Here is a 22,588-nt window from a genome sequence, read left to right as displayed (position 1 = left end):
TCGGGAGGTTCGGGAGGCCGGCGCGGCCGGTCACGGGGCCCGGAGTCCGAGAACGAGGACGAGCGCCTCGGTCAGGGCTTCGGCGGGGTCCGGCTCGGTGCCCGTGGCACGCCAGGCCACGTGCTGGTCGGGCCGGACGAGCACGGCGGCGCCGGCACCGTCCGCCCCGCTCAGGCGCCGCCAGGCACCGTCGGCGTCGGTGTACTCCGCGCCCTCGCCGCCGTCGCCGATCCGGACCACGGTCACGGGGACGGAGAGCTTTTCGGCCGCCCGTTCGGCGGCCTCGGTCCACACCGCCCCGTCCGCCCCGGTGAACAGCGTGAAGCCGGGGACGGAGCCGACCAGGTCGTGGGTGGAGACGCGCCGTCCGTCCCGCTCGACCCAGGCGTGCGGCAGCAGGTGTCCCGGACGGGTCGTGGGCCGGTACGCGTCGCCCAGCGGGGAACGGGCCGGCGGGCGGCTGCCGTCCGGGACGACCGCCCCCCGCTCGTACGCGAAGCCGGTCTCCACGTCGAGGGCCTGGCACTCGCCGCGGTGGGTCGCGAAGATCTCGGCGGCCCTGGCGCGCTGCGCGGCGCCGACCGGGGTCGGCGAGAAGTAGGAGAAGAACACGGGCGTGCGGCGCTCCGGCGGCACGTGCGGGCCGAGGCCGACGGCGGCGTCGATGACCACCTGGTGGTGCGCGGCGGCCGACATCGCCCAGGCCGTGTTGGACTGGGCGACGGGCCGGCGTTCGGCCTCGTAGGTGTCGAGCAGGCGGTCGTCGGCGCGGCCCGAGAGCACCGCGGCGAGCTTCCAGGCGAGGTTGTGCGCGTCCTGGATGCCGCTGTTGAGGCCGAGTCCGACGGCGGGCGGCTGGCGGTGGGCGGCGTCGCCGACGAGGAACGCCCGGCCGTGCCGGTAGCGCTCGGCGATCACCGCCTCCACGCTCCAGCTCGTCACGTCGTGCAGGGTCAGGTCGAGGCCGGGCACGCCGAGCACCTCGCGGATGCGGTCGGCGACCGCCTTCTCGTCGGTGCGGTCGATGCCGGCGAGCGGCAGGTGGAGTCCCCACTCCTCGCAGTGTCTGCCCCAGGTCGGGCCCATCTCGATGAGGGCGCTGGACAGGTCGGGGCGGTAGGGGTTGAGGAACCAGGTGATGACCGAGCCCCCGGTCCACCACTCGGACAGGTCGGCGGAGAAGTAGGCCGTGGTGGCGTCGAAGAGGGCGGGCAGGCCCTCCATGCGTACGCCGAGGGCGGGGCCCACGGTCCGGCCCGCGTCCGCCGCGATCAGGTACCGCGCGGTGACCGTGGTGATCTCGCCGGTGTCGACGCAGCGGATCTCGGCGGTGATGCCGTCGGCGGCCTCGGTCAGCGAGACCAGCTCGTGGCCGAACCGGATGTGCCCGGGGTTGTGTTTCTCCGCGTGGCGGCGCAACACCGGCTCCAGCCGCAACTGGGGCAGTTTCGCGGGCAGTACGGGGCCCGCCGCCTCGTACGTCGCGCGCAGCGCGCCGCCCCCGAAGCCGTCCATCTCGTGGATGACCCGTCCGTCCAGCGGGCCGGGGCCGGTGAGCGTGGTCTGCCAGCGGACCTTGCCGAACTGCTGGGGGTCCGCGGCCGGTTCGGCCACGTCGTCCGCCAGGCCGTACTGGCGGAAGATGCCCATGGTGCGCTGGTTGAGGTAGTGCGCCTTCGGCAGGCGCGAGGTGTCCGCGCGGCGCTCCACCAGCAGGTGGTCGACGCCGTGGCCCGAGAGGAAGACGGAGGCGGCCAGTCCGGAGCCTCCGCCGCCCACGATCAGTACCGGAACTGTCAGGGTGCTCAAGGTCGGTCCTTCCGAAGGGAAACGAGGGGAAAAAGGGGAAGAAGGAGGGGGAACGGCGGGGAGGCGGTGCCGGATCACACCGGGTCCGCGAGGGCCCCCGCCGGGAGCTGCATGATGTCCCGCACGCCGGAGTCCCAGCGGTAGTAGGACTGGAGCTTGTAGTACTCGCCGTCCGGCTGTGAGGCGACGGCGTAGACGAACCTCGTGTCCGGGTCGGCGCGTCGCACGTGGCGCACGAACCGCTCGATCCGCTCGTCGAGTTCGACGGGCAGGGACGCCGGGTCCGTCGTCGCCACGGCGAAGCAGATCCGCTCGATGACCGGGGAGTCCCAGCCGAGGGTCACGTAGACGCCGAAGGCCCGGCGGCCGAGCCGGAGCATCTGCTCGCTCGGTTCGGCCTGGTCGACCTCGCGGAGCATGGACCGTACGGACTCGGGGGCGATGCCCCGGCGGGCGGCTCGCCGAAGTACACGTTCACGGTGCGGTTGCGGTAGTCGATGCCGAGCAGGCCCACGGTGTCGCCCAGGCCGTGCCGGCGGATGAAGTCCAGGCTTTCCCCCAGGCCGCGCGGCATCGACGGGAGGCCGGCGAGCTCCTCGACGTCGCACAGCGCGGTTCGGGGCAGCACCACCCAGATCTTCTTGAAACCCCCCACCACGCCGAAGTCGATGCCGTAGCCGTCGACGGGGTGGTTGTCCCGCAGGTCCGCGAGCAGCCGGGCCACCGGGTGGTCCGTCTCCTCCAGCAGCCCGCGGTTCACGGCGAGCCGGTACGGATCGACGTCCCGCGGCACCGTGAACCGGCAGTCGAGCTCACCCGCGCGGTGCGCGCCGGTCGCCACGCGGAAGGCGACCACCGCCCGGCTCAGGTCGCCTCCGTACACGTCCAGCACGCGCAGCACGTCGTCGCGCGCGCAGTCCACCTCCAGCAGGCCGGCCGCTTCCTCGATGGCCGAACACAGCGCCTGCGCCGCGCTCCGTCGGGAGATCGGGTCCGCCTCACTCACGGCAGTCACCATCCTTGCGTCTGTGGCGGCCGGTTTCGGCCGTCCGTCGTGAACAGGGCTGTCCGCACCGGATGCCGCCGTGGCACGGGCCCGCCGGGGCGGCCGCCTTCCGGTGGTCGGGTCCGGTGGGCGCGCCGGTCCGGGTGGGGGCGGGGCGGGCGGCCGGCGCGGTGTCCCGGCGCTCCCGTCGCGCAGCATCCGCAGGTAGGCGCCGCTGAGCCGCTGCCCGGGCGCGACGCCGAGTTGTTCGCCGAGGATCCGGCGGCCCTCGCCGTAGACCCGGACGGCCTCGGCCTGCCGGTCGGAGTGGTGGAGGGCCGTGATGAGGTGGGCGCGCAGGTTCTCGTCCGTGGGGAAGCGGGCCACCAGGGAGAGGAGTTCGGGCACCAGTAAGCGGTGCCGGCCGAGCGACAGGTCCGCCTCGATCCGGTATTCCAGCGCCCGCCTCCGCAGGGCTTCCAGAGGCGGCCGTTCGAACCGCAGAAGGTGCTCGGTCGCGTTCTCCAAGGCGTGACCGCTCCAGCAGCCGAGCGCGGCGCCGAGCAGCCTTCCCGCTTCTTCATGGCGGTTCTCCTCGAAGGCGCGCCGGCCGAGCCGCTCGAATCGTTCGAAAGCGAGCAGGTCTATGTCGGCCCCCCGGGCGTCGAAAACGTATCCCGGTCCTTTCCGCTGGATCCGCGCGCCGTTTCCGAGGGTTTTCCTGAGCCGCGACACATAGGTGTATATCTGTGCGTTCGACGTGGGTGGCGGCGCGTCCTCCCACAGTGCCGCGCTCAGCCGGCTGTCGGCGACCAGCGCGCCGCGTGCGAGCAGCAACACCGCGAGCACGGTGTGGACCTTGGCCCCGGACAGCGGGACCGCCGCGCCCGCCCGGGTCGCGGAGACCGGGCCCAGCAGCCGGAAGGCAAGCCTTCCCGGCGCCTCGGCGCCCGGCCCGGCACCGCCTTCCCCGGCGGGCCGGGAAGCGGAATCAGCAGATTTCGGCACAGCGCGATCTCCGTCCCGCGGAATGTCGTGGGCACGCATTCCAGGACCATATCCCCGGGATCCCGCCGCGTGTTATCGGAACGATTTCGAGCACCCGAAACAGCGGCGAAACGACGTCAAAAGCGCACGCCACTAGAATGCCGGGGGAAGACGAAAACGAGAATTCCGGAAATCATCGCCGGCGCACTTACGAGGAGATTCCTTCATGCACGGACCCCGTACGGTCACCAGGGCGCCCGCCGGCGGCGCGCCGCTCTCCCGCCGGCCGCTCCCCGCACCGGGGGCCGGGCGGGACGAGAACGACCTGCCCTGGACGTGACGCGTACGCACGCCCCGGACGAGCGGGGCACGCCGGTCAGCAGCCGGCGAGCAGGCAGGCCAGGAACGCTCCCTCGATGGGACGGACCGCGTCGTGCGACTCCAGGGCCTCGCGCAGCCGGCCGACGCGCCGCTCCCACAGCGGCGCGTTGAGCGTGCGGAACTCCTCCTGGGCCCAGCCCAGGGGCTCGCCCGCGCCGGTGCCGCCGCGGACCGCGTCCGCGCAGGCGAGGTGGATGACGATCCGCGCCTGCAGGAACCGGTCGCCCACCTTCTCGGCGAGGCGCAGCGCGAGCAGCAGGCTGGCACGGGCCTTGTGCGGTTCGTGCTGCCGCCACTGCGCCTCGCCGAGGACGCAGAGGCCGTGGGCCTCGCCGAGCCGGTCGCCCTGGCCGCGGGCGAGCCCCACCACGTCGTGGCAGACCCGCTCGGCCTGCACCGACCGGCCCGCGCCGAGCAGCGCCTCCGCGAGCCGGTAGAGGTTCTGGGTGCGGCTGCGCAACGACCCCGCCTCGTAACTGACCCGGATCGCCTGGTTGCTGAGCTCCACGCCGCGTTCGGGGTCGCCCTGCTCGATCTCGATCTGGGCGAGGAGTCCCAGCGCGTGGGAGAGGCCGGAGTTGTCCCCCGACCGCCGGAACAGGGTCAGGGACTCCTCGCAGTAGCGGGCCGCCTCGGTGAGGTCGCCGCTGAAGCGGGCGCAGACCGCGAGGTTGCGCCGCACGACGGCCCGGCCCTGGAGGTCGTCGCTCCGTTCCAGGTAGGACAGGGCGGTGAGCAGCCGTTCCCGCGCCTCCTCGTAGCGGCGCTGGTAGATCGCGAGCGTCCCCAGGGAGCGGAGCATGGTGCCCGCCCCGCGGGAGTCGCCCCCGCGCAGGGCGCCTTCCAGGGCGCACTCGGCGGTGCGCCGCCAGTCCTCCAGGTGGTTGCGCGTCTCGTAGAACGGAACCATCCCGACGGCGAGGTGCCAGGCGCGCTCCGTCCGCCCCTCGCGCACCGCCTGCGCCACCAGCGCGCGGAGCGCCTCGCGCTCGTCCTCGAACCACTCGATGGGGTCGGCGACGAGTTCGCTCACCGTCTCGCCCGGGACCGGACCGGGGGACTCCTGGCCGCCGTACGGGGTCTCGCCCTTGCCGTACAGCTGCTCCTCCGCCGCGTGCACCAGCGTGAGCACGGCGCTCAACACCCTCTCCAGGGTCTGCTCGCGCTCCTGTGCGCCGTCTTCGGCGAGGCAGCGCTCCCGGGCGAACCGGCGCATCACCTCCTGGAAGCGGAAGCGGGTCGTTCCACCGTGTCCGGGCCGGACGTCCAGGAGCCGCGCGCCGACGAGCCGGCGGAGCAGTTCCTCGGACACCCGCGGTGTGACGCCGAGGAGGGGGACGCCGATCCAGGCCGGGAAGTCGGGCATGTCCAGCATGCCGAGCCGCCGGTAGAGCCGCGCGACCTGCTCGGGGAGCGCCCGGTAGCCGAGCCAGACGCCGGAGCGCACCGCGCTCTCGCCCGGGCAGAGTGTGCTCACCCGCGCACGGCGGTCCTCCATCCGGGCCGCCATCTGCCTCAGCGTCCACCGGTCGTCGGAGAGCAGCCGGGTGGCGACGACCCGCAGGGCCGGCGGAAGCCGGTCGCACAGGTCCACCAGGCGCTCGGCGGCGGCCGGTTCGGCCGCCACCCGGTGCTCCCCGATCGTGGCGGCGAGCAGGTCCAGGCACTCGGCCCGGCTCATGGCGTCCAGCTCCACCCGGACCACGTCGGCCGGCCCGGCGAGCCCGTGCAGCGGGTCGCGGCTGACGACCAGGGCCCGGGCAGGGCCGGGGCCGGGCAGCAGAGGGCGGATCTGTTCCGTGGAGCAGGCGTCGTCGAGGACGACGAGCAGCCGTCTGCCGTCGAGGGCGTCGCGGTAGAGCGCCGCCCGGCCCCCGGGATCCGCGGGGATCGAGGCCCCGGGTACCCCGAGCGCGCGGAGCGCCTGCTCCAGGGCCGCATCGGCCGAGCCGGGCGCGCCGGGTCCGCGCGGGTCCCGGAGGTCCAGGTAGAGCCGGCCGTCGGGGAAGTGCTCCGCCGCCCGGTCGGCCCAGTGCAGGACCAGCGCGCTCTTGCCGACCCCGGCCGGCCCGCAGACCGCCGCGACGCCGGGGGCTGCGCCGCCGGCGTGGCGCGGAGCCGTCGGCACGAGCCGCTCCAGCAGCGCCAGTTCGGCCGCGCGTCCGACGAACGGCTCGGGCGGCAGGGGCATCCGGTGGCGCGGGGCGACCGGGGCGGGAAGGACGGCGGGGGCGGCGTCGGGAACCGCGGTGTCCGGTACGCTCGCGGTCCGCCCGTCGCCCTCCAGTACCTCGCGGTGCGCTTCCCGCAGTTCGGTACCGGGCTCGACGCCCAGCTCGGCGACGAGGACACGGCGCCCCTCGCGGTAGCAGTCCAGCGCCTCGGACCGGCGGCCGGACAGGTGGTACGCCCGCATGAGAAGGGCGCGGGCGTACTCGCGCAGCGGGTGCTCGGCGACGACCGGGACCAGGCGCTCCACCACCGATCGGTAGTGGCCCTGCCGGAGTCGCAGGGCGGCGTACTCCTCGACCAGGTTGGTCCTCAGCTCGGTGATCCGGCCGGCCGTGCCGCTGAGCGCGCCACCGTCCATGCCGTCGAGCACCGGCCCGGAGCAGAGCGCGAGGGCGTGCTCGAAGCGGGCCGCGGCCTCCGCCGCGTTCCCCGCCTCGACGGCGGCCCGGGCGGCCGCCGCCGACTCGTACAGATCGGCCACATCGACGTAGTGGTTCTCACTGTGCAGCACATAACCGGGCAGCAGCGTCTCGATGAGGCCGTCCACGCCCGCCTCGTCGCGGAACGTCTTGCGCAGCGCGGAGACGCAGATGGCTATCTGGTTGCGCGCGGTGGCGGGCGGGTTTCCCGCCCAGACGGCCTCCGCGAGCGCGTCGACGGAGACGGCGCGTCCCGGGGTGAGCAGCAGCAGGACCAGCACCGTGCGCTGCCGCGCGCTGCGCAGCAGCAGTGGCCGGCCGTCCACACTCACCTTGAGCGGCCCCAGCACCTGAAACGACAATAGGGGCGCCACTCCGCCTCCTTCCGGGACCGCGCACGCCCCGCCCCCCGCGAAGACATTGCCAAGTCATTGTGTGGAGCAGAACTGATCTAGACAACACACTTGTACAACAACTCACTCTGTGTGCAGCCGAGTTGCCTCCTCCGTGTGGATCCGGCGGGTTCCGTCGACGTTCCGTCACCGTCCGTCCGGAGCACCTCCGTCATATGACGTACGCTCATTCAGGCAGGCCACGATCTCCTCGCTCATGCGACCTCCCGCGCTTCCGTTGGCCAGCATGACGAGACCGCGGTCCGCGCGCGGATGGAACACCGACGCCGCGTAGTAGCCCGGCGGCGCCGCGTCCGACTCGTACCCCCATCCGCCATCATGGGCCTCGGCCGTTACGGCGGGACCACCGAGTCCGCCCGGGCGCGGAGCCGCCACGCGCGCCGCGGTGTCGCGCCCGCCCGGCACGCCGCGGAGGGAGCGCCGGAGTTCCCGCACCACCTTGGCCAGGTCGGAGGCGGTGGTCCACAGTTGGGACGGATCCGCCGCCCGGCAGGTGCCGCGGAGCACTCGGCCGTCCACGTCATGGCCCACACGGGCCACCGGCGCGCCGCCACCGGCTCCTTCGCAAAGCGGGGGCGCACCGAAGCGGCTGCCGTCCAAGCCGAGCGGCCCCAGCACCAGACGCCGCAGCAGGGGGCCGAACGCCTCGCCCGTGACGTCCTCCAGCAGCGGGGGCAGCAGCGCGGCGCCCATGTCGGCGCGACGACGGCACAGCAGGTCCGCCAGGGTGACCGGAGCGTCCCCGGCCCGGCCGGCCTCGGCGTCCAGCGCCAGCAGCCCCTGGTCCACCAGGCGCAGGGCGCCCAGCGCCGCGACGTGCCGGCTCAGCCGGCCCGCCGGGAAGGCGGTGCGCGGAGTGATCGGTCTGCCCGCCCCGTCGTCGCCCGCGGCCTCGACCGCCACCACGTGGCCGTCCTCCACCAACGCGAAGCAGGCCCCCGGCACCCGGTGTGCCGCGAGCCGCCGCACCAGGCCGGCCCGGCGCGTCCCCGGCGCGTTCCGCCCGCCACGCTCCCGCGGCCCGCCCTGCCCGTGCCCTCCGGCCCGTCCGAGCAGCGCCGACCGTTCCACCCGCCCGTCGGCGCCGAGCGGCACCTCGTCGACGAGGGTGACGCTCGCGGGCACCAGGTGGCCGGGCACCCGCCGCTCGCAGTGCGCCGTCAGCGCCGCCGGATCCGGCCCCCGCGCGCCAGGACGCGGCACCACGTAGGCGGCCAACCGGACGTCGCCCGGCGCGTCCTCCACACCGAGCACGACGGCCTCCGCTACGCCCGGGTGGTCGTGGAGGGCCTCCTCGGTCTCCGCCGGATCGGCCCGGTGGCCGCGCACCCACACCTGCCGGTCGGTACGGCCGAGCAGCCGTACCCCGCCCGCACCCGACCGGCGGGCCGGCTCCCCGGTGCGGTACATCCGCGTCCCCGCCGGCCCGTAGGGGTCCGGCAGGAACCGCCGCGCCGTCAGCGCGGCCCGGCCCACATACCCGCGGGCCACACCCGGGCCGGCCACGTACAACTCCCCGACGGCGCCGTCCGGGACCGGCAGCAGACCGCCGTCGAGCACCCGCAAACGACTTCCGTCACCGGGCCGCGCGGGGTCAGCAGGGGGCCGAACGACGTCTCGGCCGTCCCGTACGCGGCAAGCAGCCGACGGGGGCCGAGCAGCCTGGCGAGCCGTGTCGCCGCGGGCCCGGACGCGCCGCCCGTGACCAGGAACCGCCGGGCCGGTCCGGCTCCGACGGCAGGGCCCAACCGGGCGACCAGGGCCTCCAGTTGGTCACATGTCGCCACCAGACACGCGAACGGGCCGGCCTCCGGGAGCCACTCCCCGGCACCGCCGCGTCCGGACCCCGCGGCGCGAGCAGCACCCGCCGCCCGGCCCACAGCGGCGCCCACAGCCCCGCCACCGCCCCCTCGGAGGCGACCGGCGCGAGGACCGCCGCACCCGCGTCGCCCGTTCCGGAGAACTCCCGGGCGACCGAGGCCAGATGATGCGCCAGCCCACGATGTGTCACCGCGACGGAGAGCGGCGGCCCGGCCACCGTCGGCACCCGCATCACATACGCCACGTCCTCCGGATCCGGCGCCCCGCCGAGCGGCTCGTCCGAGAGCCGGGCCAGAGCGCCGCACACCTCGGGATCGTCCGCGTACCGCACCCGTCCCGCGAAGTCACCGGGCCCGTACGGCGTCTCGGTCACCAGGAACCGCGCCCCGGCGGCACGGAGCAGCGCGCTCACCGGAACCTCCGGCGTCTCCGGCTCCAGCGGCAGGCACCCCGCCCCGCCTTCCACACGCCCAGCGTCACCGCGTGCAGCCCGGCGCCCCGCCCGAGAAGCACCCCCACCACCGCGCCCCGCCCCACGCCCAGCGACCGCAGATACCGGGCCCAGCGGTTCGACGCCGCGTGCAACCCCCCGAAGGTCAGGGCGAATCCCTCACCGCGCACGGCTTCCGCCCCCGGCTCCCGGCGCGCCTGCCGCCCGACCGCCGTCACCACGTCGGCACCCGCCGCGCTCACCCCCTCGGCCACTCGGCGGCGCAGGCTCACCGGACGCTGATCGGTCCACACCTCCTGCACCCGTGCCAGGCACCGGTCCCGCGCGCCCCTGACGCCCTCCGGCCACCAGCCGGCGGGCAGTTCGCGGGCGGCCGGCCATATCGCGTACTGTCCCTCGCCGTTGAGCACGACGCGCCACTCCGTGGGGGCGACATCCTGTGGTGGGTACAACGCTGCTCCTTTTCGGGCCCGTTTCTCGGGCCCGCTCCTCAGCCCCACTCCTCGGGTCCATGGGCGTTCCCTATGGCGGAACATTCGAGCCCATCCTGCCCGGATGTGCCATACGGGGCCTATGCGGGCACTGGAGACGTCAGGAGCAACGGCAGGCGGGATTCCGGCATTTCCCCCCACTCCGGCCACAACCCCCGTCAAGGATCACGGCACCGAGGGCCGCGCCCGAGCGAGCGGTGTCACGGCGCCGGCCTGCACGGAAGAGCCCTGGCGCGGGGTCGCGAGGATGGCGGCGGAATGGCGACGGGACGGATGGCGGGACGGGTGAGGGCAAGGAGCCGCTTCCTCCACCCCACGTGATTCGCCGACGGCAGCCAAGAGACCGCCAACCGATCGCCAACCACCGCAAGAGACACGGGGGATTTACTGCGGTCGAGACGCCGGGCCCGGCACTCGCACGCATTCCCGTTCCGCCAGGAACACGGCACCTTCCACGAAGGAGCAACCCATGCACGGCTTCTCCGCACGACGCGTCGCCCTGACCTCGATCGCCGCTTCCGGCGCGCTCGCCGCTTCCCTGGCCCTGGCCGGATCGGCGGCAGCCGTCGCTCCGGCGACGGCGACGGCCACCTACAACTGCGGTTCCGCCGGCAGCGGGACCGTCACGCTCACCGCGGCCGACTCCGGCGGCGGCAAGACGATACGGATCGACTCCGCGGACATCCGCAACCAGTGGCCGCTCAATGCCAACACCGTGACCGCCACGCTGAAGCTGAACAAGACGTCCTCCGGCGGTGCGACGAGCGAGGTGCGGTTCTCCGGCACCGCCCACGCGGCCGCGGCCGCGGGCAGCCCCATCTCGTTCGGTCCGCTCCCGCTCACCACCGGCTCCCTGTCCGCCGGCGACACCACCGACTCGGCCGCCCTCGCGGGCACCCCGAGCGAGAACAACTGGTCCCTGAAGCTCACCGTCAACAAGCCCACCGGCAGCTTCAGCTCCTACTGCACCGCCACCGGCAACCAGTCGGCCGCCTTCACCTGGTAACCCGTGCGCATGCCGCGTCCCCGGAAGAGCACACGCTCTTCCGGGGGACGCGGTGCGTCACCGCCCGCCGATTCGCCCGCGGTGCGATGCGGTCAGCCCTGGTACTCCGAGAGGTCGATGGAGTGGACGTGCAGGGGAAAACCGTAAAGGGGGTGCGTGGTCGCGCGCTCGGGTTCCATCCCCAGCTTGCGCAGCACGTTCTTCGAGCCTTCGTCGCCTGGGCGCACGATGCCGACGACCCGGTCGAGGCCGCGGTCCTGGAGCGCGAACTCCAGGGTGGCCTGGGCGGCTTCGGACGCGTAGCCCTGGCCCCAGAAGGACCGGCCGAGCCGCCAGGTGATCTGCGCGGCGGGCAGCACCTCCGGCAGGAACTCGGGGACGGACAGACCGACGGCGCCGACCAGTTCACCCGACCCCAGGAGCTCGACGGCGAAGATACCGAAGCCTTCCTCGTCCCACTCCTCCTCCCATCCCTCGACGGCCTCCTCCGTACCGTCCGCGTCGAGGACCGAGCCGTCACCGACCCAGCGCATGACGTGCGGATCGGCGTTGATGTCCGCCAGGGGGATCAGGTCGTCGTCACTCCAGCGGCGGAGGAGCAGGCGGGGGGTGTGGATCTCGGTCATGGCCCCCATACTGCCCTGAAAGACGCGGGCGGCGCTCATCGGCCGGTGGCGAGGCGAGTGGGGCGGGTGAGGTGGGCGGTGGCCGACGTCGACACGACCTGCGGGGGCGGAGAGACGTACGGCAGGTGACGTGACCTCGTACGGCAGCCGATCCATTGACCGACGCCACCCCGCTTTCTCTGATAAATGTTTCGGTGGGGCACGGGCGTACGCCCGTGGCGGTGTCCTCCGACACCGCAGGGAGGGCGCATATGGGCACGACTCGGGACGAGATCCTCGTCGGCGAGCAGCGGGCGGTGGACCACGCGTACGACTGCTACACCGCGAAGCTCACCGAGCTGAAGAGCGGGGCGACGGTCGCCGCGTCGGCGAGCGGCAAGGACGGGATCGCCAACCGGGCCGAGGCGGAGGCCCGGGCCGAGGCGTACGGAGGGCTCGGCGACGAAGCCCTGGTCTTCGCCCGTGTCGACGCGCCGGAGGATCCGGGGGGAGAGCCCCGGCCCTGGTACATCGGACGCCGTGGCGTGCGGGACGCCTCGAACGAGCCGGTGGTGCTGCTGTGGACCAGTCCCCTGGCGAAGAAGTGGATCGAGGCCGGGTCCGAGAGCCCGGGCGACGTGGTGCTGCGGCGCCGGCTCCGCTGCGTCCAGAGGGTCGTCGAGGGCTACTTCGACGAAATATTCCCGGCGCCGTCCGCGCCCGCGGCCCCGGTCCCGGCTGCGGCCCCGGCCGGCACCGCAGCCGGATCCTCCGCCGTCCCGGAGCCCCCGCGGGCCGCCGACGGCAGACAGGCGGACGAGCCGGAAAAGGGCGCCCAGCCCCTCGACCCCGTGGAGGAGGAACGTCCGCGGTCCCCCACCCCCGGCGATGTCGCGCGACGCCGGCGCCGGAAGGCGTTCCAGGTGGACGACTTCCTGCTGCGAGAGCTCCAGCGGTCGCGCGACGGCCGGATGCGGGACATCGTCGAGACCATCCGCCGTGACCAGATGGAGCTGGTCACCGGTTCGCCCTCGGACATCCTCGTCGTGCAGGGCGGTCCCGGTACCGGTAAGTCGGCGGTCGGGCTCCACCGTGTGACCTGGCTCGTCGACAACGGGCACTTCAAGGCCCAGGACATCCTCGTCATCGGCCCCCACCAGCGGTTCCTCGACTACGTCGGCCGGGTCCTCCCGACCCTCGGCACGCGGGACGTCAACGTCGTCCAACTGGACCGCCTGTGGGAGGGCGGGACCGTCGGCGAGGACTCCCCGCGGGCGCGCCTCGTGAAGTCGGACGCACGCATGGCGGCCGTGCTGCGGCGCCGGGTCGAGCACGACTACCGCCCGGAAGCTCTCGACGGCCTCACCACCGCCCCTTCCTTCGAAGGCGACGAGCCCGCGGTCGTCGTCACCGCGGGCAGCACGACCCTGCGCGTCCCGAAGTCCGAGGTGATCGAACTCCTCGACAGGGCCCACGCGGGCGACGGCCCCTTCCGGCAGCGGCGGGACCGCTTCCGGGGCCTGTTCGTCGACCGGCTGCTGCGGGAGCTCGCCGACGTCGCGCCACGGCGCGGACAGACCGGCACGATCCGGCGCGACCTGGAGCGCAACCGCCGGGTGGAGCGACTCGTCGAACGCGTCTGGCCGTCACCCGGCCCCCGGGAAGCCCTGCGCGGCCTCTACGACTCCGCCGACCTCCTGCGGGCCTGCGCCGACGGTATCCTCGACGAAGGTGAACAGGCGGCCCTGCTACGGGCCCGCGCCGCCAGCGCCGACGAGGACGCGTGGACCGTGGACGACCACCTCTGCCTCGAAGAACTCCGGGTGCTGATCAGCGGCGAGACCCCGCCGCGCTACGGGCACATCATCGTCGACGAGGCGCAGGACCTGACCCCCATGCAGGCCCGTGCCCTGCGGCGACGCTCCGCCGTCGGCGGCTCCATGACCGTCCTGGGCGACCTGGCGCAGGCGACGGGAGCCCACATCCCCACGAGCTGGGACCTGCTCGGGACGCTCCTCTCGGACCACGGCGACTGGAGTGTGGCCGAGCTCGACACGAGTTACCGCGTCCCCATGGAGATCATGGAGTTCATCGCCCCGCTCGCCCGGACGATCGCTCCCGGCCTGCCGTACCCGCGGGCCGTCCGCGCGGTCGGAGCGGACGCCGTACGCACCGTGGCGACCGAGCCGCGGAAGCTGCTCGACGACACCGTCGCCCACGTGGCCCGGCTCGTCGGCACCAGCGACGGGAGCACCCCGCGCTCCGTGGCCGTCATCGTCCCCGACGACTCGGACTGGGCGGCCGCCGTCAGTCGCGGGATCAGCGCGTGCGGAGACATCGGCGAGCGGGACCGCGAGGCGGTGTCCGTGCTGCCCGCCGCCCAGGCCAAGGGCATGGAGTACGACCACGTGCTGGTCGTCGAGCCCGCCACGATCGCCGACGGCGGCCCCGCCGGGCCGCGCCGGCTGTACGTGGCCCTCACCCGCAGCACCCAGAGTCTGACCGTCCTGCACACCACCCCGCTGCCGGAGGCGCTCACCGGTTCCGGGGACGCCGGGGCGCCGCGGGCGTCCATGGACCGCCCGGAGGGTGCGGGGGGACGGCTCCCCCGGATCGGCACCGACGTCAGGGTCGAGGTCGTGGACCAGACCCCCGGGGCCGCTACAAGGTCAGGCCGCTCTCCCCCGTGATCGACCGGCCGCTCGTCCTCACCGTCCGCCACGGTTCGGCCCCTCCGCGGCGAGGCGAGGAGCTGGACTGCTGGGTCTTCGCCAACGAGACGAACCAGACCGTGCTCACCGCCGACCGGCGCGGCCGGTCGCCCGTCTCGGAACGGATGGCGGGACGGTACGCCGCCGCACTGAACGTCCTGGCCGAACTCACCGGGAGCGAGGGGGGCGGGGACGACGCGACCGCCGCCGTCCCCGATGCCCGCGGCCGCCTCTCCGAGCTCCAGGGGATGGCGAACCGCGTCCTCCGAAGGGACCAGGCCGACTGGGTCGACGTCCTCCACCTGTTCGGCGACCCGGACCGGGACAGCCTCGGCGTGCTGCGCGACCTCGCCGCCTCGGCCAATCGCGCCCTCAAGGAAGGCACTTTGCAGACGAGCCGGCTCGCGGAGAAGCTGGCCGCGTCCGGCTGGGCGGAGCCCCTCGCCGCGGCACGGCGGGAGCTGCTGGACCGCTTCCCCGCCGCCACCGGACCGGGCGGCTCCCGGCCGGACCCCGGCAGGACGGCCTCCGGTGGCCTGCTCCCCGACGCCCCGCAGCAGGCCCCGCGGCAGGGCCCGCAGCAAGCCGAGCAGAAGGAAGAAGGACAGATGAGCACCGCCGGCACCCCCTCCACCTCGCCGGCTCCGACCGCCGGAGCCGCCAAAGAAGGACTCCTCCGCACGCTGGAGACAGCCGCCCAGGCCGACCGCGCGTGCAAGAAGCACGAGGCGGTCCGTCACGCGCTGAAGGCGTCGCTCCTCTGGGCGGACCTCCAGCCGACCGACTCACCGGTCGTCGACGTCAGCTGCGTCACCGACCGCGGCCTCTTCCTGTACGAAGCCCTGGGCGCGGGACGCTCCTCCTACGCGGACCTCCGCTCGGGTGCCACCCGGCTGCTGGAGATCAACTACTCGCTGCCCACCCGGGCCGACGGCCTCTACCTCGTCCTTCCCGAACCACCCGCCGAGGACTGGTCCGCGGACACCCTTCACGACGTCTTCGGTGTCCACGTCATCTGGCGCGGCCCGGCCGGCTGGGCCGGCGAGGGCGCGGACCTCGCACTGGCCCCCTCCGGGGCGCGACTGCGGTGAGGGTAGGCCCGGGCGCGAGCGGCGGTGACCGCCACGGGCCTACGCCTCGCCGCTGAGTAAGCGACGCTGTCGGGGACCTCGCGGGCCGTTCCCGAACCGGCCGGGTGCGACGGGTCTTCCCGTCACTCGTTGATGGGTCTGTGAGGGGTTTCCGGGGGTATCCGGTTGTCGTCAGTGGTGGTGCGGGGGACTTGGGCAGGGCCGTATGGGACAGGCAGTATGGGATGAATGCCGGTGTGCGGTGACCGGAGAGGTGCCGTCGGTGGTTGCCGCGTTCGAGGCGGATGCCGAGATCGGCCAGGCCCGTGACCTGGCTCGTTCTTTTCTGACGGACGTGCAGGTGGTGCACGGGGTGCCGGTGTCGGAGCGGGCGATGGGCATGGTGCTGCTGGTGGTGAGCGAGTTGGTGACCAACGCGCGTAAATACGCCCCGGGGCCGTGCTTGTTGTCGCTGGAGGTCGGCGGGGGTGTCGTCGAGGTGACCGTGTGGGACAGCGAGCCGGGGCTGCCGTCGGTGGGGGCTCCGGACGCGGGGCGGATCGGTCAGCATGGTCTGGAGATCGTCATAGCGGTATGCCGGAGCTTTGCGATGCACCGCGAATCGGTGGGCAAGCGCATCACGGCCGCCGTCGCGCTCGCCGACGACCCGGACGACGTCCCGGGCGGCCGGCGGATGCCGTGATCACACGGCCTCCTACCCTGCGGGCGGGTCGGGTGCCGGCCATGGGTCGCCTGTCTCGGCTCCGGCCCGAAAGGACCGCCTGCCCCTTCTCGACCTGCCGCTCGTTCTCGGCAACTCCGCTTCCCGACCTGCCGATCGCCCTCGGCGAGTTCGCGTTCCGAGGCCCCCGACAGCGTCACCCACTGTCTTGTTACCGAATGCGGACAGACCCGAGCGAACGATGCTCGCCCTGACGTCGTCTCATGGGATGCACAGCGCAACAGCCGATGCGGACGGTCGCCTTGGGGCCCAAGGGGAAGTGCCGCGACCTGACAGCCCGTGGGGGGACTTTCATTATGATCACGCACCGTGCCCGCCGTACCGCCCGTTCCGCCGCCCTGGCCGCCGTCACCGCCGCGCTGGCACTCGGCCTGACCGCCTGCGACGGTGGCGACGACTCGAAGGCGGCAGGCGGCGACCATACCGCTGCTCCCGCCCAGAGCCGGTCCGCCTCCGACGGGGACGGCAAGGACAGCACGGGGCAGCCCGGCAGCGGTGGTGACCGCAAGGAGGGGTCGCACCCGGCGACCGAACCGGGCAAGACCAAGGAGGCCGCGGGCAAGGGCACGACGGCCGGTGCCCGGCAGTGCCGTGGAGACGAGATGCTGATCACCGCGGTGCACCGGTTCGCCGGTCAGCAGGGCGACCACCTGCTGATCACCGCGTCGAACAAGGGCACCACACCGTGCTGGGTCACCTCGTACCCGGCCGTGAAGCTCGGTGGGGACGTCGACACCGCAGCGTTGCCGCACTCGAAGAAGGACAACCCGGGCGGCGAGCAGCACATCACGCTCCGCCCCGGAGACAAGGCATACAGCGCGGTGAACCTCTTCGACTACGGCTCGAAGAACCACACGGCGCAGTCGTTCGCCATCGCACTGCGCGGCACGGACGGTCACACCGGCCCCTTCTACTCCGTCGACTCCAAGGGCGAGAAGCCGTCGTTCGGCTGGACCGAGGCCGACGTGCTGAACTGGAGCACCAAGAAGCCGTACGACGTCTGACGGCACGCCGTCGGCCGGTGAGACATCGCCGGCCCGTGCGGCGGGCGAGGTCCCTGGCACCGAAGCGGTCCCGGAGCCCACCCCGGTACGGCACCAGGGGCCCGGTGGCGGGCTGCCGGGCGCCGGGCTCCGAACACCGGGGACGCGGGTTCACGCTGCCGCCCGCACGTCACTCCGATGTCCCAGTAATTCGGGGGCCGACGGGGAAGCACGTGCGACGGTTGATGTCGGAACGTCCGTATGGCGGCCGAACCCGGCAACCGGAGTGGGAAAGGAACCCTGCCATGGCGAGCGTGGAGGACCGCGTCAAAAAGCTGCTGGCGCAGAAGCTGGCAGTGGAACCGCAAGAAGTGACCCCCCAAGCCCAGCTCCGCGAGGACCTGGGCGAAGAAGACGGCGACAACGGCCCCCTGGCCCATGCGCTGTCCCAGGAATTCGGCATCACCTGCGAAGAAGGCGATATCGCCGAGATGTTCAGCGTCCAGGAGGTCATCGACTTCGTCAAAAAACGGACCTGACCCGGATGGTCCCGGCTGAGGACGCAGGCCGCCCGCGCACCCTCACCGGGTTCCCCGGTCCCGCGGCGCGCGCCTCGGTGGCGGGTCTCCCTCAGCCGAGCCGACCGGCCGCAGCCCCGCCACCGCGTGGCTTTCGTTCTCACCGTCGACCTCGACCAGCGGTATCGCCAACTCCGCGCCACGATGGACAACGCTCAGGTGCGGCGGCCGGTCGGGTGCCGCTGGGCGCGTAGCGCGGCCCTGCCGTGCCCAGGGCTTCCGGCTGTAGTCGCCGTGGGCAGCGTTGATGCCCGGCGACCGGTCCGAGCGACTGTCTCTCGTTCGGGCCGGCTGCTCTGCCTACCGTCGGCAACCGTGCCGGTCACACGCGGGGCACTCTTGCGTCCTGCTCCGTTTGTGCCGACGTCGAGAGGAAGTCGCCGAAGATGCAGGTGAAGGAACACAGCCTCGAACTCGTGCTCCCCGACAGGCATACCCGGCTGCTGGACGCCCTGGATGCCGGGGTCGGCGCTCAGCTGGGTGAGGGCGTCCATCCCGTCCGTCTGGTCGTCACCGGTCTCGTCGACGGAACACTGCGGTGCGAGGTGGGGGTGCTCAGCGACCTGCCCCGCGAGGTGGCACCACCGCCCTCGATTTTCGCCTTCCGACGCCGCCTTGTGCACGACCCGACGCACTTCACCGCGGCGCTGATGATCCCCACCGGGATCGGGGCGGAGATCGGCGGCGACGCCGGGGACGGCGGTCCCGCCACCCGCCTGCTGGCCGGCGTGTGCGACACGCTGATCACGCACCCCAACGCCGTCAACGGCGCGGACCTCAACGAGATCCCCGACAACTGCCTCTACGTCGAAGGCAGCACGCTGACCCGGCTGCTGATGGGACCGGCGGCGCTGCAACCCGTGCTGTCCGACCGCCTGCTGCTGGTCGTGGACCGCTGTGAGGAGCAGGCGTGGGGCTCGGGCTCGCCGAGAACATGTTCAACGCCGCGCGTGCCGTCGCCGGCTTCCACTGCCACACCATGGTCCGTCTCGACGACGCGGTCCAGGCGGACGTGGTCTTCAGCGACCACACCGACCGCGCCACCAGCACCCTGCGCAATCTCCGGCCCACCCTGCGGCTGCTTGAGCAACACCGGCTCGGTGGGTGGGTAGGCGAGGCTGGACGGGGCGACTTCGGTGCAACGATCCGCGGAATGCGGAAGGGTGCCCGCAGCGCGGACCGTACCAAGCCCGGTAGCCGCATCTCAACGCCGCCGCTGACCAGCAACGCCCGCCTGTACCGCACCCAGTTCGCCGAGCCTGCCGACGCCGACGGCTCCCAGAACATCGACCCGCTGTCGAAACCCTGCTGCCCACGTCGAGCGCGTCAGTCCCCGCCGCCCGGGCACACGCCCGCTCAGCCGCTGGCGCCTACGCCGCGGTGTAGCTGAGTCGGAACAGATCCTGGGCACGCTCCAAGTCGCGGCTTATCAGCAGCCGCACTTCCAGGTCGCCGGTTCCGTGGTGGCCGAGTCCCGTCACGTTCCGGGTGAAGCCGGGGACGAGATCGACCTCCATGGGATTGATCTTGAGGTAGACGAGCAGCTTGTTCTTCTGCGGCGGACACAGGCAAGCGAAGTTCCGCAGGCGCTGGTACGCGCGGTAGGTCTTGCGCTGGACCTTGGTGATGTCGTCTCCGAGCCCCAGCAGAACCTGGTCGACCTCGGCGTACAGCTCCTCCATCACCCCCTCGGCCGCGCGGACACCGGGTTCCGCGCTGCCGCTCGTCCGGCGGGCGCGTGGCAGCGCCGATGGGGCGGCGACGGAGGCGACGGTCTCCAGGCCGAAGTGGTCGTCGCCGAAGAAGCGGTAGCGGACCAGGTCGATGCTGCGCCGGTGTTCTCGGAGGGCGTGCACGTCGTAGCGGGTGAAGTCGCCGGCCACACAGATCAGCCTCGGCGCACTCCACAGCACCTGGGCCGCGACCGCTGCCCCGAGCCGGTCGCGCACCAGGTGCCCGAACTCCGCTTTGTGGTCCATCAGCCACGACAGGTAGAAGAGCCCCTGATTGATCACGCCGGCATCCGTCGCGCGCTTGAACTCGATGACCACCGGAGCGCCGTTCTCGTCGACCCCCAGCGTGTCGATCCGGCCGCCGTGCACGGGCCCGGTGCTGTACTCGCTCTCCAGGAACCGGACGCCCAGCATGGCCTCCAAGTTGGCTTCGACCAGATCCTGCACTTCAGCCTCGACTTCGGCAAGACGTGACACGACTTCCACCACGTCGCCCTGAGTGTGGAACATCCTCATCTTGACACCTCCCCCTCCTTCGCTGCGCGGCTATAACGCCGGGGGTCAGACGGCTATTTCCGGGAATTCCTCATTGGGCCAGTTGCCTGCGTACAGCCATGGATGTCCGCCCGGCGCGCCTGCCCGGCGCATGTGAGTACCGCCTACCAGACATTCCCCGGTTAGCGAAAACGGCGCTTCCGCACAGACTGGTGAGCAGAGTTCGTTCTCCCTGAGGGAACTACGCCTCCCAGCTCTGGACTTCTTGCGTCGTGGACCTATTGTTTCGTCGCGCCGCAAGTCCTGACCGGTAGCTGGGAAGGCGGCACTTCGATCCTCACGCTCCTCGCCCCGGGAAGTACATGCCTCATCCCTGCACAACGCCCCACATATCTGCTCCCCACCACCTTCCCGCCCCCGAAACGCATTCCTGGTACTCCACCGTCGAGTTGGCCCGGTTCCTCAACGTCGACGCGTCGACTCTCCGCCGGTGGCGTACAGCGCGTCCCCCGCAAGGCCCGCCGTTTATCCGCCTTTCACCGCGCCGCGTCATCTACAGCACCGCCGACGTCCAACAGTGGCTGGACCAGCACCGCACCGACACCTCCCGGAGCGCGTGATGGGTTACGTCGAGCAACTGCCGATCGCCGTACCCCTCTCCCCCGACATCGAGTACCGCCCCGACCGCCCGCTGCCGTTCAAAGCCCGGGTCCGCTGAGTCGATCCGCACACCAAGAAGAGAGACTCGCTGTCACAGTCCAGCGCTACCGAAGAGGAAGCGCAAGGCTGGATCAACATGCTCACCGCCGCCGCGATTCGCGGCGTCACGCCCCATGTCTCGACGCAGCCTCTTGCGCAATACGGCGACGCGAACATGAAATTGGCGCTCCGCGGGCTGGAAGCGAAAACCCACGACCCCTACCTGGCCGGCTGGCGGCTCCGTGTGGTGCCCAGCCTCGGGCACATCCCGGTCACCATGGTCAGCAACGGCGCCGTGGACCGGTGCGTCTACGGCTGGATCGCCGATTCCGTCGGGCGCTCCTCGGTGAAGAACAGCCTGGCCGTGCTGGTCCGGGTCATGGAACAGGCGCGGCGTGACGGCATCATCACGGAGAATCCGGCGCGGGTCATCGGATGGCAGAGCGAGTTCAAGCGGGCCGAGGACGAGCTCGACGACCCGCGCTCCCTCGCCCTGCGCGACTGGGACACCCTCGTGGCGCTGGCCGACGCCCTGGTGGCCCGTTCCTATGGGCAGTACCACGGCTGGGGCAGTGTGGTGATCTTCGCCGGCTGCACCGCGGCGCGGATCGGCGAAGTCTCTGGCGGAGGAAGTGCGCCCTCTGGTCGCCCAGCGCCTCCTGGCCGTCGGGCACGACCCGGACGCCCGCCTGTTCACCGGCCCCCGCGGCGGACGGATCACCACGGCCGTCCTGAGAGACGCCACGCACTGGGACGAGGTCGTCGCCGAGTTCGGCTACGAGCACCTGCGCCGCCACAGCCTCCGGCACACCGGGCTGACCTGGATGGCCGACGCGGGGATCCCCCTGCACGTCCTGCGCATGATCGCCGGACACGGCTCGCTACGGACGACCCAGCGCTACCTCCACCCCGACCTACGCGCCCTGCACGCCGCCGGCACCTCCCTCAGCGCCCACCTCCGCAGCGCCTCGGTGCCCTCCAAACCGCTGGCGGCCACTCTCCAGGCGTTGTGAGATGTGCACAATCACCCAATTCTTCCGGTGATCTTGGTCCCCAGCGATACAGGGTCTGATCAGCGGTTTTTCCAGCCCGTGGTCCCCAAGTGGTCTCCGGGCACCTGACGGTCCATCAGATCACCCCATCGCGACGCCAACGCAAAACACCCTCTGACCTGCGGTTTTCCGCAGATCAAAGGGTGTTTTCCCGGTCGGGACGGCGGGATTTGAACCCACGACCCCTTGACCCCCAGTCAAGTGCGCTACCAAGCTGCGCCACGTCCCGGTGCTCGTCCGGCTCGGGCTGGTGCCCTTGCCGACCGCGCAAGAGAACAATACCGCACGCCGTGGGGTGGTCGCGCACGGATTGGCGGGCGGGGGTCGGGGCGGGAACGGTGCCGGGTCTGGGGCAGGGGCCCGGGGTGCGGGCACCGGGCCCGAGGCGCGGGCACAGGTACCGGACCGCGAGGCGGGCATGGGTACCAGGCCCCCGAGGCAGGCGTGGGTATCGCCCCCCCCGGGGGGCATGCGCAGATATCAGCCCCCCAAGGCAGGCGTAGCCATCAGCGCCCTCCAGTGGCGGCCATGGGTACCAGCCCCCCCCAGCCCCACCCCCGAGATAAGTAGCGGTACTCATGTGCCCCGCGGCCCCCGTCCGGGACGCTGCCGGGCATGAGTACTCCATCGATACAGCGGCCGACGACCACCGCGTTCTACGTCCAGGCCGCCCTCTCCTTCGGACTGTCGCTGGTGGCGCTGGCGGTCGGGATCGTGAAGTTGCCCCTGGGGGCCTGGGAGCGGGGGTTCCTGGGGCTGGGGTTGGTCTTCGTGGTGTCGTCGGCGTTCACGCTGGCCAAGTGTGTGCGGGACCGGCAGGAGGTGGACGAGATCACCAACCGGGTCGACAAGGCGCGGCTCGACAAGCTGCTCATCGAGCAGGACGCGTTCAAGGTGGAGGGGCTGTGACCGGCGCGCGGTGATC

General features: G+C 72.4%; 19 protein-coding genes and 1 tRNA gene. 10 read left to right on the top strand and 10 right to left on the bottom strand.

Annotation, left to right across the window (positions count from 1 at the left end):
* Positions 1-30 precede the first annotated feature (30 nt).
* From ACQEVS_RS28455 to ACQEVS_RS28425, 7 genes are all read right to left on the bottom strand, one after another.
* A complete protein-coding gene (locus ACQEVS_RS28455) occupies positions 31-1,809 on the bottom strand; it encodes an FAD-dependent monooxygenase (RefSeq protein WP_433024973.1) in 1,779 nt (592 codons plus the stop codon).
* Positions 1,810-1,883: 74 nt separating this feature from the next.
* Entirely contained in the window at positions 1,884-2,228 is a 345-nt protein-coding gene (locus tag ACQEVS_RS28450) for an aromatic prenyltransferase (protein ID WP_433024970.1), read from the bottom strand.
* On the bottom strand, positions 2,150-3,802 hold the full coding sequence (locus tag ACQEVS_RS28445) for an aromatic prenyltransferase (protein ID WP_433024967.1): 1,653 nt from the start codon (positions 3,800-3,802) through the stop codon (positions 2,150-2,152). The genes ACQEVS_RS28450 and ACQEVS_RS28445 overlap by 79 nt, the downstream gene beginning before the upstream one ends.
* A gap of 355 nt (positions 3,803-4,157) precedes the next feature.
* A complete protein-coding gene (locus ACQEVS_RS28440) occupies positions 4,158-7,187 on the bottom strand; it encodes a BTAD domain-containing putative transcriptional regulator (RefSeq protein ID WP_433024964.1) in 3,030 nt (1,009 codons plus the stop codon).
* Positions 7,188-7,352: 165 nt separating this feature from the next.
* Positions 7,353-8,786 (bottom strand): serine hydrolase, encoded by a 1,434-nt coding sequence (locus ACQEVS_RS28435; protein WP_433027973.1) that lies wholly within the window; start codon positions 8,784-8,786, stop codon positions 7,353-7,355.
* A 34-nt stretch (positions 8,787-8,820) separates the two neighbouring features.
* The gene (locus ACQEVS_RS28430; protein WP_433024962.1) at positions 8,821-9,459 is read right to left on the bottom strand and encodes a hypothetical protein; all 639 of its coding nucleotides are present in this window, start codon (positions 9,457-9,459) and stop codon (positions 8,821-8,823) included.
* Positions 9,456-9,950 (bottom strand): MbtH family NRPS accessory protein, encoded by a 495-nt coding sequence (locus ACQEVS_RS28425; RefSeq protein ID WP_433024959.1) that lies wholly within the window; start codon positions 9,948-9,950, stop codon positions 9,456-9,458. Before ACQEVS_RS28425 ends, ACQEVS_RS28430 begins: the two co-directional genes overlap by 4 nt.
* 508 nt (positions 9,951-10,458) lie before the next feature.
* Between ACQEVS_RS28425 and ACQEVS_RS28420 the strand changes: the two genes are divergently transcribed.
* The gene (locus ACQEVS_RS28420; protein WP_433024956.1) at positions 10,459-10,995 is read left to right on the top strand and encodes a hypothetical protein; all 537 of its coding nucleotides are present in this window, start codon (positions 10,459-10,461) and stop codon (positions 10,993-10,995) included.
* A 92-nt stretch (positions 10,996-11,087) separates the two neighbouring features.
* Here ACQEVS_RS28420 and ACQEVS_RS28415 read toward each other — a convergent pair whose 3' ends face one another.
* The gene (locus tag ACQEVS_RS28415) at positions 11,088-11,621 is read right to left on the bottom strand and encodes a GNAT family N-acetyltransferase (protein ID WP_433024953.1); all 534 of its coding nucleotides are present in this window, start codon (positions 11,619-11,621) and stop codon (positions 11,088-11,090) included.
* Between the two features lie 251 nt (positions 11,622-11,872).
* Between ACQEVS_RS28415 and ACQEVS_RS28410 the strand changes: the two genes are divergently transcribed.
* From ACQEVS_RS28410 to ACQEVS_RS28385, 6 genes are all read left to right on the top strand, one after another.
* Entirely contained in the window at positions 11,873-14,290 is a 2,418-nt protein-coding gene (locus tag ACQEVS_RS28410) for a HelD family protein (protein WP_433024950.1), read from the top strand.
* The gene (locus ACQEVS_RS28405; RefSeq protein ID WP_433024947.1) at positions 14,287-15,402 is read left to right on the top strand and encodes a hypothetical protein; all 1,116 of its coding nucleotides are present in this window, start codon (positions 14,287-14,289) and stop codon (positions 15,400-15,402) included. The genes ACQEVS_RS28410 and ACQEVS_RS28405 overlap by 4 nt, the downstream gene beginning before the upstream one ends.
* 205 nt (positions 15,403-15,607) lie before the next feature.
* The gene (locus tag ACQEVS_RS28400) at positions 15,608-16,084 is read left to right on the top strand and encodes an ATP-binding protein (RefSeq protein ID WP_433024944.1); all 477 of its coding nucleotides are present in this window, start codon (positions 15,608-15,610) and stop codon (positions 16,082-16,084) included.
* A 335-nt stretch (positions 16,085-16,419) separates the two neighbouring features.
* Positions 16,420-17,127, top strand: a complete 708-nt coding sequence (locus tag ACQEVS_RS28395; protein WP_433024941.1) for a DUF4232 domain-containing protein — start codon at positions 16,420-16,422, stop codon at positions 17,125-17,127.
* A gap of 284 nt (positions 17,128-17,411) precedes the next feature.
* Positions 17,412-17,645, top strand: a complete 234-nt coding sequence (locus ACQEVS_RS28390; RefSeq protein WP_433024938.1) for a phosphopantetheine-binding protein — start codon at positions 17,412-17,414, stop codon at positions 17,643-17,645.
* Positions 17,646-18,070: 425 nt separating this feature from the next.
* Positions 18,071-18,796: a DUF3326 domain-containing protein gene (locus ACQEVS_RS28385; protein ID WP_433024935.1), complete on the top strand. Its 726-nt coding sequence runs from the start codon at positions 18,071-18,073 to the stop codon at positions 18,794-18,796.
* Between the two features lie 258 nt (positions 18,797-19,054).
* Here ACQEVS_RS28385 and ACQEVS_RS28380 read toward each other — a convergent pair whose 3' ends face one another.
* Entirely contained in the window at positions 19,055-19,933 is an 879-nt protein-coding gene (locus ACQEVS_RS28380; RefSeq protein ID WP_433024932.1) for a DUF5655 domain-containing protein, read from the bottom strand.
* 341 nt (positions 19,934-20,274) lie between these two features.
* Here ACQEVS_RS28380 and ACQEVS_RS28375 point away from each other — a divergent pair, with 341 nt between their 5' ends.
* Both ACQEVS_RS28375 and ACQEVS_RS28370 read left to right on the top strand, forming a co-directional pair.
* Positions 20,275-20,532: a helix-turn-helix transcriptional regulator gene (locus ACQEVS_RS28375; protein ID WP_433024929.1), complete on the top strand. Its 258-nt coding sequence runs from the start codon at positions 20,275-20,277 to the stop codon at positions 20,530-20,532.
* A 711-nt stretch (positions 20,533-21,243) separates the two neighbouring features.
* The gene (locus ACQEVS_RS28370) at positions 21,244-21,624 is read left to right on the top strand and encodes a tyrosine-type recombinase/integrase (RefSeq protein ID WP_433024926.1); all 381 of its coding nucleotides are present in this window, start codon (positions 21,244-21,246) and stop codon (positions 21,622-21,624) included.
* Between the two features lie 194 nt (positions 21,625-21,818).
* On the opposite strand, the gene ACQEVS_RS28365 is transcribed toward ACQEVS_RS28370, so the two are convergent.
* A tRNA-Pro gene (locus ACQEVS_RS28365) sits at positions 21,819-21,892 on the bottom strand.
* Positions 21,893-22,278: 386 nt separating this feature from the next.
* Between ACQEVS_RS28365 and ACQEVS_RS28360 the strand changes: the two genes are divergently transcribed.
* Positions 22,279-22,572 carry a YiaA/YiaB family inner membrane protein gene (locus ACQEVS_RS28360; RefSeq protein ID WP_433024923.1) on the top strand — a complete coding sequence of 98 codons (294 nt, stop codon included), beginning with the start codon at positions 22,279-22,281 and terminating at the stop codon, positions 22,570-22,572.
* The last annotated feature ends 16 nt before the right edge of the window (positions 22,573-22,588 follow it).

Origin of the sequence: Streptomyces sp. CA-181903, from assembly GCF_050937075.1 — a bacterium.
Taxonomy (GTDB): Bacteria; Actinomycetota; Actinomycetes; order Streptomycetales; family Streptomycetaceae; genus Streptomyces.
Note: the sequence above shows the minus strand (reverse complement) of the source record. Positions and strands in the feature narration are given on the sequence as shown.